Genomic DNA, 16,390 nt, shown 5'->3' on the forward strand with positions numbered 1-16,390 from the left:
AGAGCAACCCATGTCCCGACTGATCCGCAGCATCATCCTGTGCGTAGCCACCGTACTTGTCATCGGCTGCACCGGCAGGGCCGTTCTGAACGTCGATCAGAGCCTTCCGCCGGACAGTCGCCGCACCACGGCCCAGGTGCAGGAGGCGATCCACAAGGCGCTGGCGGAGCAGAAATGGACGCTGCAACAGGACAACGGCAGCGTGATCTATGCCCAGATCACCGTGCGCGAACGTCATCACGCCGAGATCAGCATTCCGTACAGCAGCCAGCAGTACTCCATCAAGCTGCGCAGCAGCAGCGGGCTGGACGAGGAAAACGGGCAGATCCACCGCAACTACAACAACTGGGTCACCATCCTCAACGAGAAGATCCAGCAGAACCTGGGCATTACGCCGACACGCTGAACCAGGCACCCACCTCCGAAGACTTTGCACCGCACGCGGGAAGCGTGCGGCGCCGCCGGCTCACTGGAGCCGGTATCGACTGAAACACCCCTTTGCCTGCGGCAACCTCGATTCCTTGTCGAACGCGCCGCCGGGCCGACACCGAAGCACCAGGAGAAAAAGGATGCTCTCGTTCGTTCGCAGCGTTGCCCTATCCACCGCTCTCTTTACCCTCGTCGCCTGTACCTCCAAGCCGGTCTACGCACCTACCGAGCAATTCCCCAGTGAACTGCACATCACTCCGGTGCAGATGCAGACCGCGATCATCACCGGTCTGCAGAAGCGCCAGTGGACAGTGCAGAAAGTCACCCCCAGCGAAATCCAGGCCGCCATCACCGTGCGCGGCCGCCATCACGCGGAAGTGACGATTCCCTACTCCACCACCCAGTACCGCATCGGCTATCGCGACAGCTGGGGCCTGGACTACAAGGACGGCAAGATCCACCGCAACTACAACCGCTGGATCAGCCTGGTCAACGACAACATCCTGCGCGAGCTGCACCTGGACCCGATCGGCGAGCGTGTCGATTCCCTGCCGGTGATCGCCCAGACCACCGACGAGGTGCCGCTGCATCTGGAGTTTGACCGCGTCGTCCAGCGCGCGACCCGGTCAGGCCATCTCGACGGCAGCGTGCGCTTCTTCCTGGCCGGCGAGCACGTGCCCGGCCTGGTCAACCCCATGAGCGAGACCTCTACCAGCAAGAAGACCAACTCGACCAACAAGACCGATGAAGAGGCTTGTGACTGGGCGATGATTTCGGCCCTGGCGACCCTGCAGAACGCCGCCAAGCGCGAGGGCGCGAACGCGGTGGTGGATATCGTCAGCTTCTACAACCGCCAGATCTACAGCGACAACACCAAATACGAATGCCACACCGGCTCGCTGATGGCCGGCGTCGCCCTGCGCGGCAAGATGGCCGAAATCCAGTAAGGCCCTAGCCTTCCCGCCTGGAGCGGACGATGTCCGCTCCGTTGTTCGTCACCTCTTGGGTCACCAGGTCGAAGAACGACTGCGCCAGGCGTGACGTCTCGTTGCGCCGCCGAACCAGCCACACCGAACTGGTCGCGCCCGGATCGCTCAGGGTGCGATAGACCACGCCATCCACCCGCGTCCGGCGGAACGACGCCGGCAGCATCGACACCCCCAACCCCGCCGCCACCAGACCGATAATGGTCATTGCCTCGCCCGCCTCCTGGGCGATGCGCGGGCTGAAGCCAGCCTGCCGCGACAGCGCCATCAACTGGCTGTAGAGGCCCGTGCCGTAACTACGCGGGAAGAACACGAAAGGCTCGTCCGCCAGCGCGGCGAACTCCAGGCCCTCCTGGCTGGCCTGTGCCAGCGGATGATCGGCGCGCAGCACGGCCACCAGCGGCTCGCTGAACAGCTCCACGGCTTCCAGGGTTTCCGGCAGCGGGATCGGCCGGATCAGGCCGACCTGCACGCGCTCTTCCAACAGCGCCTGCACCGCCTGCCCGCTGCTCAGCTCCTGCAGGTCCAGGTGCACATCCGGGTAGGCTTGGCGGAAGGCCAGAATGGCGCGTGGGATGCTGGAGGTGAAGGGCGCGGAGGCGGTGAAGCCGACCTTCAGCTCGCCGATCTCGCCCTGATGCGCGCGCCGTGCCAGCAGCACGGCGCGGTCCACCTGCTGCAGCACCTGGCGCGCCTCCTCGAGGAACAGCTTGCCGGCCTCGGTCAGCGCTACCCGACGGTTGGTGCGCTCCAGCAGGCGCGCGCCGATCTCCTCCTCCAGCGCCTGGATCTGCTGGCTCAGCGGCGGCTGGGAAATACCCAACTGTTCGGCAGCGCGGCCGAAATGCAGCTCTTCCGCCACGGCGATGAAATAACGCAGGTGTCGCAGTTCCATGTTTCCCCCTGCTGGAGCGCTGGTGTTCCGGGTTGGGTAGGAGCGGACTTTGTCCGCGATAGGCTGAGCCCCGTGCCGTGCGGTTCGCGAGCAAGCTCGCTCCTACGACGAGCGTTCAGGGCCCACTTGTAGGAGCGAGCTTGCTCGCGAACCAGGCATAGAACCGACGTCACCGCCAATCGATTCCAAAAACGAATCAAACGGGTCGATTAATATATTGGAAATAATAAAGCGCGCTCCTTATCCTTTCCACACAAGCCCAATAACGACTACCAACCTGCTCCCTGCCTGGCCGCGCGGGCCCTTGCCGCCATTCCAGGCCCTCCTGCTTTTACCAACCTGAGGTGTGTCGTGAGTCAACCTGCCCTGCGGGCTTTGCGGGAAGAACATTCCATGGCGGCCGGGCCGTCCGTCGTAAACGAGCCGTCCGCCGCCAATGATCCGGCGGAGGCGCTGCCTGATCTGCGCGAGAGCGCGCGCGAAGCCAACGGCGACGTGATGCGCGTCGTCGAAGAAATCGAAACCTACATCGAGAAAGGCACCCCGGAATTCATGCGCACGTCCCTTGCGCTGTTCTCCGGCGGCTTCGCCACTTTCGCGCTGCTCTACTGCGTACAGCCGATGATGCCGGTGCTGTCCCAGGCCTTCACCCTCACCGCCGCGCAGAGCAGCCTGGTGCTGTCGATCTCCACCATCACCATGGCGTTCGGCCTGCTGGTCACCGGGCCGATCTCCGACGCCATCGGGCGCAAGTCGATCATGGTCGCCTCGCTGGTCCTCGCCGCCCTGTTCACCATCGGCAGCTCGCTGATGCCGACCTGGCATGGGGTGCTGGCGATGCGCGCGCTGCTCGGCCTGTCACTCAGCGGCCTGGCGGCGGTGGGCATGACCTACCTCTCCGAGGAAATCCACCCACAGCACATCGGGCTGTCCATGGGGCTGTACATCGGCGGCAACGCCATCGGCGGCATGAGTGGCCGGCTGATCAGCGGCGTGCTGGTGGACTACGTGAACTGGCACGTCGCGCTGGCCACCCTGGGCGTGCTGGCCCTGGCTGCGGCGCTGCTGTTCTGGCGCATCCTTCCCGAATCGAAGAACTTCCGCCCGGCGCCGCTCAAGCCGCGCAGGCTCATCGAGGGCTTCACCGGGCACTTCCGCGATGCCGGCCTGCCCTGGCTGTTCCTCGAGGCATTCCTGCTGATGGGTGCCTTCGTCACCCTGTTCAACTACATCGGCTACCGCCTGCTGGCAGAGCCCTATCACCTGAGCCAGGCCATCGTCGGCGTGCTTTCGCTGGTCTATCTGTCGGGCATCTACAGCTCAGCATGGGTTGGTTCGCTGGCCGACAAGCTGGGCCGACGCAAGGTGCTCTGGGCAATGATCGCGATGATGCTCGGCGGCGTACTGATCACCCTGTTCGAACCGTTGCCGGTCGTGCTGATCGGCCTGCTGGTGTTCACCTTCGGCTTCTTCGGCGCGCACTCGGTAGCCAGCAGCTGGATCGGCCGTCGAGCCCTGAAAGCCAAGGGCCAGGCATCGTCGCTGTACCTGTTCAGCTACTACGTCGGCTCCAGCGTCGCCGGTACCGCTGGCGGTTTGTTCTGGCACCAGTACGGCTGGAACGGCGTGGGCCTGTTCATCGCCGGCCTACTGGGCATCGGTCTGCTGGTGGCCCTGCACCTCGCGCGCCTGCCGGTGTTACCGCGCGACCTACCTGCGCTCAACAAGGCTGGGTAGTTTCTACACACAAAACTCTTTGCATGCCTAAAAACGACATGGAACGGTCGTGCAAAGACATTAATCTCAGATCCGACAACGCCTGCTCGGCGGGCGTTGTGAGTTAAATTCCCAACCTACGACTTAAGTCGTAACAAGATGTGGCGCGATCCTTGCGTTCATAATGTCGAACGACTTGTTGGAATCCTGAAACGGACCTCGACTCCCGCAGTACGCAATTCCCTCCGTAGTTGTAGGTAAAGCATGAGCAGTACCCCATCTTCCGGGCTCTCCCAGGGCCTGCAAAATCGTCACGTCACGATGCTTTCGATCGCCGGTGCCATTGGTGCGGGCCTGTTCGTCGGCTCCGGCCATGCCATTGCCGAAGCCGGTCCGGCCGTCATGGTTTCCTATCTGATCGCCGGCCTGCTGGTGGTCCTGGTAATGCGCATGCTGGCCGAAATGGCCGTCGCGCAGCCGGACAGCGGCTCCTTCTCCACCTACGCCGACCGCGCCATCGGTCACTGGGCCGGCTTCACCATCGGCTGGCTGTACTGGTGGTTCTGGGTCCTGGTGATCCCGCTGGAAGCCAACGCCGCCGCAGCCATCATCCACGCCTGGTTCCCCGGCGCGCCGATCTGGGTGCTGGCCTTCGTGATCACCTCCGCGCTGACCGTGACCAACCTGTTCAGCGTGAAGAACTACGGTGAGTTCGAGTTCTGGCTGGCGCTGATCAAGGTCGTCTCGATCATCGCCTTCCTGGTGCTGGGCTGCGCGGCCATCTTCGGTTTCTCGCCCAACAGCGAAGTCTCCGGCATCGGCCACCTGACCAGCGAAGGCTTCCTGCCCAAAGGCTGGGGCGCCGTGCTCGCTGCGCTGCTGACCACCATGTTCTCCTTCATGGGCTCGGAAATCGTCACCATCGCCGCCACCGAGTCCAAGGACCCGGAGCAGCAGATCACCCGCGCCACCAATTCGGTGATCTGGCGTATCGCGCTGTTCTACCTGCTGTCGATCCTGATCGTGGTCTGCCTGGTGCCGTGGAACGACCCGCGCCTGGTGAGCATGGGCTCCTACCAGACCGTGCTGGAACACCTGCACATCCCGTACGCCAAGCTGATCGTCGACATCATCGTCCTCGTCTCGGTGACCAGCTGCCTGAACTCGGCGCTCTACACCGCCTCGCGCATGATGTACTCGCTGAGCAAGCGCGGTGACGCACCGAAGATCGCCCAGGTGACCAGCGCCAGCCGCACCCCGGTCTATGCCGTGCTGCTGTCCACCGCCATGGCCTTCCTGTGCACCTTCGCCAACTACCTGGCCCCGGCCGAAGTGTTCAACTTCCTGCTGGCCAGTTCCGGCGCCATCGCCCTGCTGGTGTACCTGGTGATCGCCATGTCGCAGCTGCGCATGCGCAAGAAGCTGCTCGCCCAGGGCCACCAGCTGAAGCTGAAGATGTGGCTGTTCCCCTGGCTGACCTGGGCGGTGATCCTCTTCATCGTCGGCGCCCTGGTGATCATGCTGATCCGCCCGGATCACCGCATGGAAGTGGTCGCTACCACCCTGCTGACCGTCGTGGTGGTCTGCTCCGGCCTGCTGGTGTCGAACCGCCGCAACAAGGCCCAGCGCGCCGCCGGCCTGGTGGGCGATGCCGCGTGAGGCACTCTGATGGGGCCTGAGGCTCCATGAGGGAACGAAAAGCCCCGCTGCAGAGCGGGGCTTTTTCATTGTGTCGTGAAATATCCTGCCGTCAGGCCGATCGCGAGCAAGCTCGCTCCTACAGGTAGCCGGTAAGTACGGCGCACTCTGCGTAGGAGCGAGCTTGCTCGCGAACCCGCTTGACCACAGAACCTACCGGCGATTCACGCAAACCGAGACCCGAAAAAGAAAAAGCCCCGCAGATGCGGGGCTTTTTCGGTTCAGCGCCAGGCTCAGTGATACTGCGCCGACAGCTCGTGCACCGCCTCGAAGAAGGCGCCGGCATGTGCCGGGTCGACTTCCGGGGTGACGCCGTGACCGAGGTTGAACACGTGGCCATTGCCGTTACCGAAGGCGCCGAGGATGCGCGCGACTTCGGCGCGAATGGCGTCCGGCTTGGCGTAGAGCACCGCCGGGTCCATGTTGCCCTGCAGGGCTACCTTGTCGCCGACGCGGGCGCGCGCGCTGCCGATATCGCAGGTCCAGTCCAGCCCCAGGGCTTCGGCGCCGGAGTTGGCCATGGATTCCAGCCACAGGCCGCCACCCTTGGTGAAGAGAATCACTGGTACACGGCGACCTTCGTGCTCGCGGATCAGGCCGTCGACGATCCTCTGCATGTAGGCCAGGGAGAACTCCTGGTAAGCCGCCGCCGACAGCGCGCCGCCCCAGGAATCGAAGATCTGCACCGCCTGGGCGCCAGCGAGGATCTGGCCGTTCAGGTAGCTGGTGACCGACTGCGCCAGCTTGTCCAGCAGGGCGTGCAGGGCCTGCGGGTTGTCGTAGAGCATCGCCTTGGTCTTGCGGAAGTCACGGCTGGAGCCGCCTTCGACCATGTAGGTGGCCAGGGTCCAGGGGCTGCCGGAGAAGCCGATCAGCGGGACGCGGCCATTCAGCTCGCGGCGGATGGTGCGCACGGCGTCCATCACGTAGCCCAGGTCCTTCTCCGGATCGGGGATCGGCAGCGCGTCGATGTCAGCCCGGGTGGTCACGACCTTCTTGAAACGCGGGCCTTCGCCGGTTTCGAAGTACAGGCCCTGGCCCATGGCGTCGGGGATGGTGAGGATGTCGGAGAAGAGGATCGCCGCGTCCAGCTGCGGGTAACGGTCCAGCGGCTGCAGGGTCACTTCGCAGGCCATCTGCGGATTCATGCACAGGCTCATGAAGTCACCGGCCTTGGCGCGGGTGGCGCGGTACTCCGGCAGGTAGCGGCCGGCCTGGCGCATCATCCAGACGGGGGTGACATCGACGGGCTGCTTGAGCAGGGCGCGGAGGAAGCGATCGTTCTTCAAGGCAGTCATAACGGCATCCGGCAAAAAAGTGCGGGTATTTTCGCAAAGCCCAATAGAAAAGGCACGGCGGGTGCCGTGCCTTTTGTCCATCGCGGCATTCTGCCGCAGTGGTTTTTGATCTTCGTAGGAGCGAGCTTGCTCGCGAACCCGGGCCCCGCAACGGGGATTGTTCGCGAGCAAGAACTAGGCGTCCCCCTCGCTCCTACAAGGTCCCGATCAGACGCCGAGGTAGTCCAGAATGCCTTCGGCGGCCGTGCGGCCTTCGAAGATCGCCGTCACCACCAGGTCAGAACCGCGGACCATGTCGCCACCGGCGAAGATCTTCGGGTTGCTGGTCTGGTGCTTGAACTGCGAAGCAGCCGGAGCGATGACGCGACCCTGGCTGTCGATCTCCACCTGGTGCTGGTCGAACCACGGCGCCGGGCTCGGGCGGAAGCCGAAGGCGATCAGCACGGCTTCAGCCGGGATGATCTCCTCGGAGCCCGGAATTGGCTCGGGGCTGCGACGGCCACGGGCGTCCGGCTCGCCGAGACGGGTCTCGACCACCTTCACGCCTTCCACCTTGTCCTCGCCGACGATGGCGATGGGCTGGCGGTTGAAGAGGAATTTCACGCCTTCTTCCTTGGCGTTCTTCACCTCTTTGCGCGAGCCGGGCATGTTCTCTTCGTCACGGCGGTAGGCGCAGGTCACGCCCTTCGCACCCTGGCGGATCGAGGTGCGGTTGCAGTCCATCGCAGTGTCGCCACCGCCCAGTACCACGACGCGCTTGCCCTTCATGTCGACGAAGTCTTCCGGCGACTTCTCGAAGCCCAGGTTGCGGTTCACGTTGGCGATCAGGAAGTCCAGCGCGTCGTGCACGCCGGGCAGGTCCTCGCCGGGGAAACCGCCTTTCATGTAGGTGTAGGTGCCCATGCCCATGAACACGGCATCGTACTCATCGAGCAGCTGCTCCATGGTCACGTCCTTGCCGATCTCGGTGTTCAGGCGGAACTCGATGCCCATGCCAGTGAAGACTTCACGACGGCGCGAGAGTACCTGCTTCTCCAGCTTGAACTCGGGGATACCGAAGGTCAGCAGGCCGCCGATTTCCGGGTTCTTGTCGAAGACCACCGGGGCGACACCGTTACGCACCAGCACGTCGGCGCAGCCCAGGCCGGCCGGGCCCGCGCCGATCACGGCGACGCGCTTGCCGGTGGGCTTGACCTTGGACATGTCCGGGCGCCAGCCCATGGCAAAGGCGGTGTCGGTGATGTACTTCTCCACCGAACCGATGGTGACCGCGCCGAAGCCGTCGTTCAGGGTGCAGGCGCCTTCGCACAGGCGATCCTGCGGGCACACGCGGCCGCAGACTTCCGGCAGGGTGTTGGTCTGGTGGGACAGCTCGGCAGCCGCGAGGATGTTGCCTTCGGAGACCAGCTTGAGCCAGTTGGGGATGAAGTTGTGGACCGGGCACTTCCACTCGCAGTAAGGGTTGCCGCAGCCCAGGCAACGGTGGGCCTGATCAGCCGCCTGCTGCGGCTTGAACAGGTCGTAGATTTCCACGAACTCGCGCTTGCGTTGGCGCAGGAGCTTCTTCTTCGGATCCTTGCGCCCGACTTCGATGAACTGGAAGTCGTTATTCAGACGTTCAGACATTTCAAGACCTCATCAAACTTCAGGCGCTTATTGCGGGTTGGCACGGGTGCTGGTCAGGAGAGAGCCCAGGCTTGCCGCCTTGGGTTTCACCAGCCAGAACCGACGCAGGTAGTCGTCCAGGTTTTCCAGGACGTTTGCGCCCCACTCGCTCGCGGTTTCCGCCACGTACTCGACCAGCACCTTGCGCAGGTGGCTGCGCTGGGCTTCCATCGCTTCGCCGCTGATCCGCTGGATTTCCACCAGCTCGTGGTTTACGCGGTCGACGAAGGTGTTGTCCATGTCGAGGACATAAGCGAAGCCACCGGTCATGCCGGAGCCGAAGTTGTAGCCGGTCTTGCCCAGAACGCAGATGAAGCCGCCGGTCATGTATTCGCAGCAGTGGTCACCGGTACCCTCAACCACGGCGTGGGCGCCGGAGTTGCGTACACCGAAGCGCTCGCCCGCGGTGCCGGCAGCGAACAGCTTGCCGCCAGTCGCGCCGTACAGGCAGGTGTTGCCAACGATGGCCGACTCCTGCGACTTGAACGGGCTGCCCTTGGGCGGGGTGACGACCAGCTTGCCGCCAGTCATGCCCTTGCCGACGTAGTCGTTGGCGTCGCCTTCCAGGTACAGGTGCAGGCCGCCGGCGTTCCACACGCCGAAGCTCTGGCCAGCAGTGCCCTTGAAGCGGAAGGTGATCGGCGACTTGGCCATGCCCTGGTTGCCGTGGACCTTGGCGATCTCGCCGGAAATCCGCGCGCCGATGGAACGGTCGCAGTTGCAGATATCCAGCTCGTACTCGCCGCCCTTGGCGCCTTCGATGGCGGAACGGGCCAGCTCGACCATTTTCTCGGCCAGCAGGCCCTGGTCGAACGGCGGGTTCTTCTCGACTTCGCAGAACTGCGGCTTCTCGGCCGGGATCAGGTCGCTGCCCAGCAGCGGCGTGAGGTCGAGGTTGCCCTGCTTGGGCGTCTCGCCTGGCAGGATTTCCAGCAGGTCGGTGCGGCCGATCAGTTCTTCCAGGCTGCGCACGCCGAGCTTGGCCAGCCACTCACGGGTTTCGCTGGCAATGAAGGTGAAGAAGTTCACCACCATGTCCACGGTGCCGATGAAGTGGTCCTTGCGCAGCTTGTCGTTCTGGGTGGCGACGCCGGTGGCGCAGTTGTTCAGGTGGCAGATGCGCAGGTACTTGCAGCCCAGGGCGATCATCGGCGCGGTGCCGAAGCCGAAGCTCTCGGCACCGAGGATGGCCGCCTTGATGACGTCCAGGCCGGTCTTCAGGCCACCGTCGGTCTGCACCCGGACCTTGCCGCGCAGGTCGTTGCCGCGCAGGGTCTGGTGCGCCTCGGCGAGGCCCAGCTCCCACGGCGAACCCGCGTACTTGATGGAGGTGATCGGCGATGCGCCGGTACCGCCGTCATAGCCGGAGATGGTGATCAGGTCGGCATAGGCCTTGGCCACGCCGGCGGCGATGGTGCCGACGCCCGGTTCGGAAACCAGCTTCACCGAGACCAGCGCCTGCGGGTTGACCTGCTTGAGGTCGAAGATCAGTTGGGCGAGGTCTTCGATGGAGTAGATGTCGTGGTGCGGCGGCGGCGAAATCAGCGTCACGCCGGGCACGGCATAGCGCAGGCGGGCGATCAGGCCGTTGACCTTGCCGCCGGGCAGCTGGCCGCCCTCGCCGGGCTTGGCGCCCTGGGCCACCTTGATCTGCAGGACTTCGGCGTTAACCAGGTATTCCGGGGTCACGCCAAAGCGGCCGGTGGCCACCTGCTTGATCTTCGAGCTTTTCAGCGTGCCGTAGCGCGCCGGGTCTTCGCCACCCTCACCGGAGTTGGAGCGGCCACCCAGGCGGTTCATGGCTTCAGCCAGGGCCTCGTGGGCCTCCGGCGACAGTGCGCCGAGCGAGATGCCGGCAGCGTCGAAGCGCTTGAAGATGGACTCCAGCGGCTCGATCTCGTCCAGGCCCAGCGGCTGCTCGGCAGGCTTCACCTTGAGCAGGTCGCGCAGCATGGACACCGGGCGGCTATCCACCAGCGCGGTGTATTCCTTGAACTTGGCGTAGTCGCCCTGCTGCACGGCGGCCTGCAGGGTGTTCACCACGTCCGGGTTATAGGCGTGGTACTCGCCGCCGTAGACGAACTTCAGCAGACCGCCCTGCTGGATCGCCTTGCGGTTGTTCCAGGCTTCATTGGCCAGCAGCTTCTGCTCGTTCTCGATGTCGAGGAAGCGCGCGCCCTGGATGCGACTCGGGGTACCCGGGAAGCACAGGCCGGTGACTTCGTCGGCCAGGCCGATGGCTTCGAACAGCTGGGCGCCACGGTAGGAAGCGATGGTGGAGATGCCCATCTTCGAGAGGATCTTCAGCATCCCCTTGGAGATGCCCTTGCGGTAGTACTTGAAGACCTCGTAGAGGTCACCCAGCACTTCGCCGGTACGGATCAGGTCGGCCAGCACCTCATAGGCGAGGAACGGGTAGACCGCGGACGCACCGAAGCCCACCAGCACCGCGAAATGGTGCGGGTCACGGGCGGTGGCGGTTTCCACCAGGATGTTGGAGTCGCAACGCAGGCCGGTCTGTACCAGGCGATGGTGCACGGCGCCCACGGCCAGGGCCGCGTGCACCGGCAGCTTGCCGGGGGCGATGTGGCGGTCGGACAGCACCAGCAGCACCTTGCCGGCGCGCACGGCTTCCTCGGCCTGGTCGGCGATGTTGCGCACGGCCGCTTCGAGGCCGACGGACTCGTCGTAGTTCAGGTCGATGTGGTGCAGGTCGAAGCCCGGACGCTCCAGGTTCATCAGGGTCCGCCACTTCGCCGGGGAGATCACCGGGGTGGTCAGGATCGCCTGGTTGGCGTGGTGCGGGGACTCTTCGAAGATGTTCTGCTCGATGCCCAGGCAAGTCTCCAGGGACATCACGATCGCCTCGCGCAGCGGGTCGATCGGCGGGTTGGTAACCTGCGCGAAGACCTGCCGGAAGTAGTCGTACGGCGAGCGGATGCGCTTGGACAGCACCGCCATCGGCGTGTCGTCGCCCATCGAGCCGACCGCTTCCTGGCCCTGCTCGGCGAGCGGACGCAGTACCTGGTCACGCTCCTCGAAGGTGACCTGGAACATCTTCATGTATTGCTTGAGCTGATCGCCGTCGTAGCTGGCAACGCCCTGATCATCATCCAGCGTGGCCTGGATGCGCAGCGCGCTCTGGCGCAGCCACTGCTTGTACGGGTGGCGCGACTTCAGGCGATTGTCGATGTCCTCGGTCTGCAGCAGCTGGCCGGTCTCGGTGTCCACCGCAAGGATCTGGCCCGGGCCGACACGACCCTTGGCGATGACGTCCTCGGGCTTGTAGTCCCACACGCCAATTTCCGAGGCGAGGGTGATGTAGCCGTTCTTGGTGGTGACCCAGCGCGACGGGCGCAGGCCGTTGCGGTCGAGCAGGCAGACGGCGTAGCGGCCGTCGGTCAGCACGACGCCGGCGGGGCCGTCCCACGGCTCCATGTGCAGCGAGTTGAATTCATAGAACGCGCGCAGGTCGGCGTCCATGGTCTCGACGTTCTGCCAGGCCGGCGGGATGATCATGCGCAGGCCACGGAACATGTCCATGCCGCCGGTGACCATCAGCTCGAGCATGTTGTCCATGCTGGAGGAGTCCGAACCCACACGGTTGACCAGCGGGCCAAGCTCGTCGAGGTCCGGCATCCATTCGTTGGCAAACTTGGCGCGACGGGCCTGGGCCCAGTTGCGGTTGCCGGTGATGGTGTTGATCTCGCCGTTGTGCGCCAGCAGGCGGAACGGCTGGGCCAGCGGCCATTTCGGCAGGGTGTTGGTCGAGAAGCGCTGGTGGAAGACGCAGATGGCGGTCTTCAGGCGCTCGTCGGAAAGGTCCGGATAGAAGGCGGCGAGGTCCGCCGGCATCATCAGGCCCTTATAGATGATGGTCTTGTGCGAGAAGCTGCAGATGTAGTGATCGGCGTCCTCGGCGTTGGCCACGGAGGAGCGGCGACGGGAGCTGAACAGCTTGACCGCGAACTCCTGGTCGGACAGGCCCTCACCACCGATGAATACCTGCTCGATCTGCGGCAGGCGCTCCAGTGCCAGGCGACCCAGGACGCTGGTGTCGATCGGCACCTTGCGCCAGCCGACCAGCGAAAGGCCGGCGCGCTCGATCTCGCGATTCATGTTCGCGCGGGCGGCTTCGGCTTTTACCGGGTCCTGGTTGAAGAAGACCATGCCCACGGCATATTGGCCGGGCAGTTCGGTCGCGAAGGATTCCTTGGCCACGGCGCGCAGGAACTGGTCGGGCTTCTGGATCAGCAACCCACAGCCGTCCCCGGTTTTCCCGTCCGCGTTGATCCCACCTCGGTGGGTCATGCAGGTCAGTGCTTCGATGGCGGTTTGCAGAAGTTCGTGGCTTGCCTCGCCCGTCATATGGGCGATCAGACCGAATCCGCAGTTATCCTTGAACGTCTCAGGATGGTACAGACCTGCTTTCATAGGGAACTCTCACCGGCAAAACTTTTATAAATTCCAGGGTCTGCTGACGTTTCGCCATCGCCCTGTTTCGCCGTGCAGGCTCGTTTCCCGCGCACCCTAAAGGCTCGGGCCGCATCTATCGTGCAGCGCCGTTGCAGCCCCTGGTTCACCTGGAATGACCGTTCCGCGCGAGGTGCCACGTCTTACCCAACGTAGCGGCGGTTCCGGCCCTGGCCATGACGAAACGTCAGCAGACCCTCTTCAAGCACTTCGCCTGTCTACTCGCTCAAGCGGCAAGTTTCCGATAGGCAAAGGGAGGTCATTGTACACACGGGGAAAGCGACGTCACTGAATTTTTTTGACGCACTGCCGACACCCGATGTCGCATTTTTATAAGAATGCAGCAAAAGAAACAACCCAATAAAAAAGCCGAGCCCCAGGAAATGGGGCTCGGCTTTTTCAGTATTGCGACATTGCGACCTTTCAGCGCGCCCCGGCGATATCCTGCTGGATGCTGGAGAACGGACGAGCCCAGGGCTTGGAAGCCTGGATCTTCGCCGGCAGCTTCTTGATCGCCGCCTGCGCGGAAGCGCGGTCGGCGAAGCTGCCGTAGGTCACGACGTAGAACGGCTTGCCCTGCAGGTTCTTGCGGAAGTAGCGGTAGTCGCCGCCGCCCTGCTGGCTGATGAAGGCCTTGGCACTGGCTTCGGAGCCGGTGCCCAGCACCTGCACGGAGTAGCGCGAACCGGCCTGGGACTGGTACCAGCTGCTGCCACCGGCGCTACCGGTCGACGCCGCAGGCTTGCTCGCGGCAGTGGCCGGCTTGGCGCTGGCAACGGTGGTCGCAGGCTTGGTCGCTGCCGGTTTGGCAGCCTGAACAGGCTTGGCCGGCGCCGTGGCGGCGGGCTTGACCGGCTCCGGACGCGGAGTGGGTACCGGGGCCGGAGCCGGCTGGACGGCCGCCTGCTGCTGGACGGGAGCCGCCGGCACCGGGTTCAGCGGTTTCGGGCCGTTGTTGGCCAGCGGAGTCACCGGCGGTGCAGTGGTCGTCACGGTCGGCGGAATGGCCGCGGACGGCATGCCGCCTTCATCGCTATCTTCCTGACCGCCGGCCTGGGCCATCGGCTCGCGAATCACCGGCTGGCTTTCGCCCACCAGCGGCAGCGGCAGTGGCTGGTTGGAGCCCGCGAATTCCACCGACGGGCCATTACCCTGCGCATCCGGCTGCGGCTGGGCGTTCGGCTGCGGAGCAGCGCCGCCCAGTGGCAGTTGCGAGGAAGTCTGCGCGGCAGTGTTGCTCGCGGTATCCGGCTTGGTGGTCTTGCCCTGCATGAACCAGGCAGCGATGACGCCGATGGCAACCACGCCGAGGATCGCCAGGTGCTTCTTCGGCAGTTTGAAGCCAGCACCGGCCGTTTTTCGCTCGCCACTGCGGTCGGCCAGCATCGCCTCGATCATGGCATCGCGGGCTGTCTGGTTGATGGTGCCGGGCCAGCCACCGGATTGTTCGTGGATGTCGGCCAGCAGGTCGGCGGAGATCAGCTCGATGCCCTGCCCAGCGCCCTCGAGGCGCTGCGCCAGGTACTCGCGGGTCTCTTCCTCGCTGTACGGCTGCAGTTCGATGGCATGGAAGCGCTCCTCACCCTCGGACAGCACTTCGAGGCGCGACAGCAACTCGGGCTCACCGAACAGGAACACGTGCAGGCGCGCTTCTGAGTTGCCGGCGGCCAGCAGCAGGAGGACTTCGAGGGCGTCGTCGCGCAGTTGCTCGGCGTCATCCACCAGCAGGTAGACGTCCTGGCCGGTGATCGCCAGCTGGGCGACCTTGGCGAGGATCGCCTCGATGCTGGTCTGGGTAATGCCCAGGCCTTGCGCAAGCTGACGCAGCAGAGTGGCTTCGTCGGTCACCGAGCGACCGGAAATCACCACGCTGGAAACGGCGTCCTTGTTGGTGCTGGCCACCAGGGCCTGGCGCAGCAACGTCTTGCCGCTGCCCAGCGGGCCGGTTACGGCCAGCAGCAGATGGCTGTAGCGCGCCAGGTGGTGCAGCTGCCCCAGAACGGGCTTGCGCTGCGCCGGGAAGAACTTGAAGCCAGGAACCCGCGGTGCGAACGGATCGTGGCTGAACTGGTAGTGGGCCAGGAAGGCCTCATCGGCATGCAAGCTGGACATGGGACCTCAGTGTTCTCCTGCCTGACCGACCAGTGCCTGGTAGTCAGCGCGCAGTGTTTCTTCCAGAATCTCACGGGGGAATTCGGCGGTCACAACCGCGCCCCCCAGCCCTTGGAGTAATACCAGACGCAAACGGCCATCGAGCACTTTCTTGTCGACAGCCATGTGCTCGAGAAAATGCTCGGCGTTCATTTCGTGCGGCGGGACCACCGGCAGCTTCGCCGCGGCCAGCAGACGGATGCCGCGATCGAGTTCGGCCTTTGTCAGCCATCCCAGCCGATGCGACATCTCAAGTGCCATCACGGTTCCCGCACCCACGGCCTCACCGTGCAGCCAGACGCCATAACCCATGTGGGTCTCGATGGCATGGCCGAAGGTATGGCCCAGGTTGAGCGTGGCGCGCACGCCGGTTTCCTTCTCGTCGGCGCCGACCACACGGGCCTTGGCCGCGCAGGAGCGCTCGATGGCTTCGGTCAGTGCCGTCGATTCCAGCGCGAGCAGGTCACCCATGTGCGCTTCCAGCCAGGTCAGGAAAGGCTCGTCGCAAATGAAGCCGTACTTGATGACTTCAGCCAGGCCCGCCGACAGCTCGCGAGGCGGCAGGGTTTTCAGGGTGGCGGTATCGATGACCACAGCCTGGGGCTGGTAGAAGGCCCCGACCATGTTCTTGCCCAGCGGATGGTTGATGCCGGTCTTGCCGCCGACCGAGGAATCCACCTGGGACAACAGCGTGGTCGGCACCTGAATGAAGTCGACGCCGCGCTGATAGCACGCCGCGGCGAAGCCGGTCATGTCGCCGATGACGCCGCCACCGAGAGCGATCAGCGTGGTCTTGCGGTCATGGCGCGCAGTCAGCAGGCCATCGAAGATCAGTTGCAGGGTTTCCCACTGCTTGTAGGCCTCGCCGTCGGGGAGCACGACCGTGGTGACCTTGTAGCCGGCCAGGGTCTTCTGCAGTCGATCCAGGTACAGCGGCGCGATGGTTTCGTTGGTGACGATGGCTACCTGGCGACCGCGAATGTGCGGCTCGAAGTAGCGCAGATCATCCAGCAGCCCTTCACCGATATAGATCGGGTAGCTGCGATCGGCCAGATCGACGTTGAGTGTGCGCATGAAAC

The 16,390-nt window shown here is 64.4% G+C and carries 10 protein-coding genes; 4 read left to right on the top strand and 6 right to left on the bottom strand.

The annotated features are described in order from the left end of the window. Window positions 1–10 precede the first annotated feature (10 nt). On the top strand, window positions 11–406 hold the full coding sequence (locus ACNFH5_RS25690; RefSeq protein WP_416750939.1) for a hypothetical protein: 396 nt from the start codon (window positions 11–13) through the stop codon (window positions 404–406). A gap of 163 nt (window positions 407–569) precedes the next feature. Then, window positions 570–1,376: a hypothetical protein gene (locus tag ACNFH5_RS25695; RefSeq protein WP_416750941.1), complete on the top strand. Its 807-nt coding sequence runs from the start codon at window positions 570–572 to the stop codon at window positions 1,374–1,376. A 4-nt stretch (window positions 1,377–1,380) separates the two neighbouring features. On the opposite strand, the gene ACNFH5_RS25700 is transcribed toward ACNFH5_RS25695, so the two are convergent. Next, complete coding sequence (locus ACNFH5_RS25700) at window positions 1,381–2,310, bottom strand: LysR substrate-binding domain-containing protein (RefSeq protein ID WP_416750943.1); 930 nt, start codon at window positions 2,308–2,310, stop codon at window positions 1,381–1,383. Between the two features lie 393 nt (window positions 2,311–2,703). Here ACNFH5_RS25700 and ACNFH5_RS25705 point away from each other — a divergent pair, with 393 nt between their 5' ends. Together ACNFH5_RS25705 and gabP are read left to right on the top strand one after the other, a co-directional pair. Then, window positions 2,704–4,047, top strand: coding sequence for an MFS transporter (locus ACNFH5_RS25705; protein WP_416751070.1), 1,344 nt, complete (start codon window positions 2,704–2,706; stop codon window positions 4,045–4,047). Between the two features lie 243 nt (window positions 4,048–4,290). Continuing rightward, window positions 4,291–5,685, top strand: a complete 1,395-nt coding sequence (gene gabP, locus ACNFH5_RS25710) for a GABA permease (RefSeq protein ID WP_416750945.1) — start codon at window positions 4,291–4,293, stop codon at window positions 5,683–5,685. Between the two features lie 272 nt (window positions 5,686–5,957). Here gabP and hemE read toward each other — a convergent pair whose 3' ends face one another. From hemE to aroB, 5 genes are all read right to left on the bottom strand, one after another. Then, complete coding sequence (gene hemE / locus ACNFH5_RS25715; protein WP_416750947.1) at window positions 5,958–7,022, bottom strand: uroporphyrinogen decarboxylase; 1,065 nt, start codon at window positions 7,020–7,022, stop codon at window positions 5,958–5,960. A gap of 207 nt (window positions 7,023–7,229) precedes the next feature. Further along, window positions 7,230–8,648: an FAD-dependent oxidoreductase gene (locus tag ACNFH5_RS25720; RefSeq protein ID WP_045215981.1), complete on the bottom strand. Its 1,419-nt coding sequence runs from the start codon at window positions 8,646–8,648 to the stop codon at window positions 7,230–7,232. Window positions 8,649–8,675: 27 nt separating this feature from the next. After that, the gene (gene gltB / locus ACNFH5_RS25725; protein WP_416750950.1) at window positions 8,676–13,121 is read right to left on the bottom strand and encodes a glutamate synthase large subunit; all 4,446 of its coding nucleotides are present in this window, start codon (window positions 13,119–13,121) and stop codon (window positions 8,676–8,678) included. Window positions 13,122–13,583: 462 nt separating this feature from the next. Continuing rightward, the gene (locus ACNFH5_RS25730) at window positions 13,584–15,272 is read right to left on the bottom strand and encodes an AAA family ATPase (RefSeq protein WP_416750952.1); all 1,689 of its coding nucleotides are present in this window, start codon (window positions 15,270–15,272) and stop codon (window positions 13,584–13,586) included. Between the two features lie 6 nt (window positions 15,273–15,278). Continuing rightward, entirely contained in the window at window positions 15,279–16,385 is a 1,107-nt protein-coding gene (aroB, locus tag ACNFH5_RS25735; RefSeq protein WP_416750954.1) for a 3-dehydroquinate synthase, read from the bottom strand. Window positions 16,386–16,390 lie beyond the last annotated feature (5 nt).

The sequence above is a fragment of the Pseudomonas sp. NY15435 genome (assembly GCF_048068295.1).
GTDB lineage: Bacteria > Pseudomonadota > Gammaproteobacteria > Pseudomonadales > Pseudomonadaceae > Pseudomonas.

Bases quoted from the DNA above. Each gene is read 5' to 3' on its own strand.
- ACNFH5_RS25690 (WP_416750939.1), top strand. From the start codon at position 11: ATGTCCCGACTGATCCGCAGCATCATCCTGTGCGTAGCCACCGTACTT.
- ACNFH5_RS25695 (WP_416750941.1), top strand. From the start codon at position 570: ATGCTCTCGTTCGTTCGCAGCGTTGCCCTATCCACCGCTCTCTTTACC.
- ACNFH5_RS25700 (WP_416750943.1), bottom strand. From the start codon at position 2,310: ATGGAACTGCGACACCTGCGTTATTTCATCGCCGTGGCGGAAGAGCTG.
- ACNFH5_RS25705 (WP_416751070.1), top strand. From the start codon at position 2,704: ATGGCGGCCGGGCCGTCCGTCGTAAACGAGCCGTCCGCCGCCAATGAT.
- gabP (WP_416750945.1), top strand. From the start codon at position 4,291: ATGAGCAGTACCCCATCTTCCGGGCTCTCCCAGGGCCTGCAAAATCGT.
- hemE (WP_416750947.1), bottom strand. From the start codon at position 7,022: ATGACTGCCTTGAAGAACGATCGCTTCCTCCGCGCCCTGCTCAAGCAG.
- ACNFH5_RS25720 (WP_045215981.1), bottom strand. From the start codon at position 8,648: ATGTCTGAACGTCTGAATAACGACTTCCAGTTCATCGAAGTCGGGCGC.
- gltB (WP_416750950.1), bottom strand. From the start codon at position 13,121: ATGAAAGCAGGTCTGTACCATCCTGAGACGTTCAAGGATAACTGCGGA.
- ACNFH5_RS25730 (WP_416750952.1), bottom strand. From the start codon at position 15,272: ATGTCCAGCTTGCATGCCGATGAGGCCTTCCTGGCCCACTACCAGTTC.
- aroB (WP_416750954.1), bottom strand. From the start codon at position 16,385: ATGCGCACACTCAACGTCGATCTGGCCGATCGCAGCTACCCGATCTAT.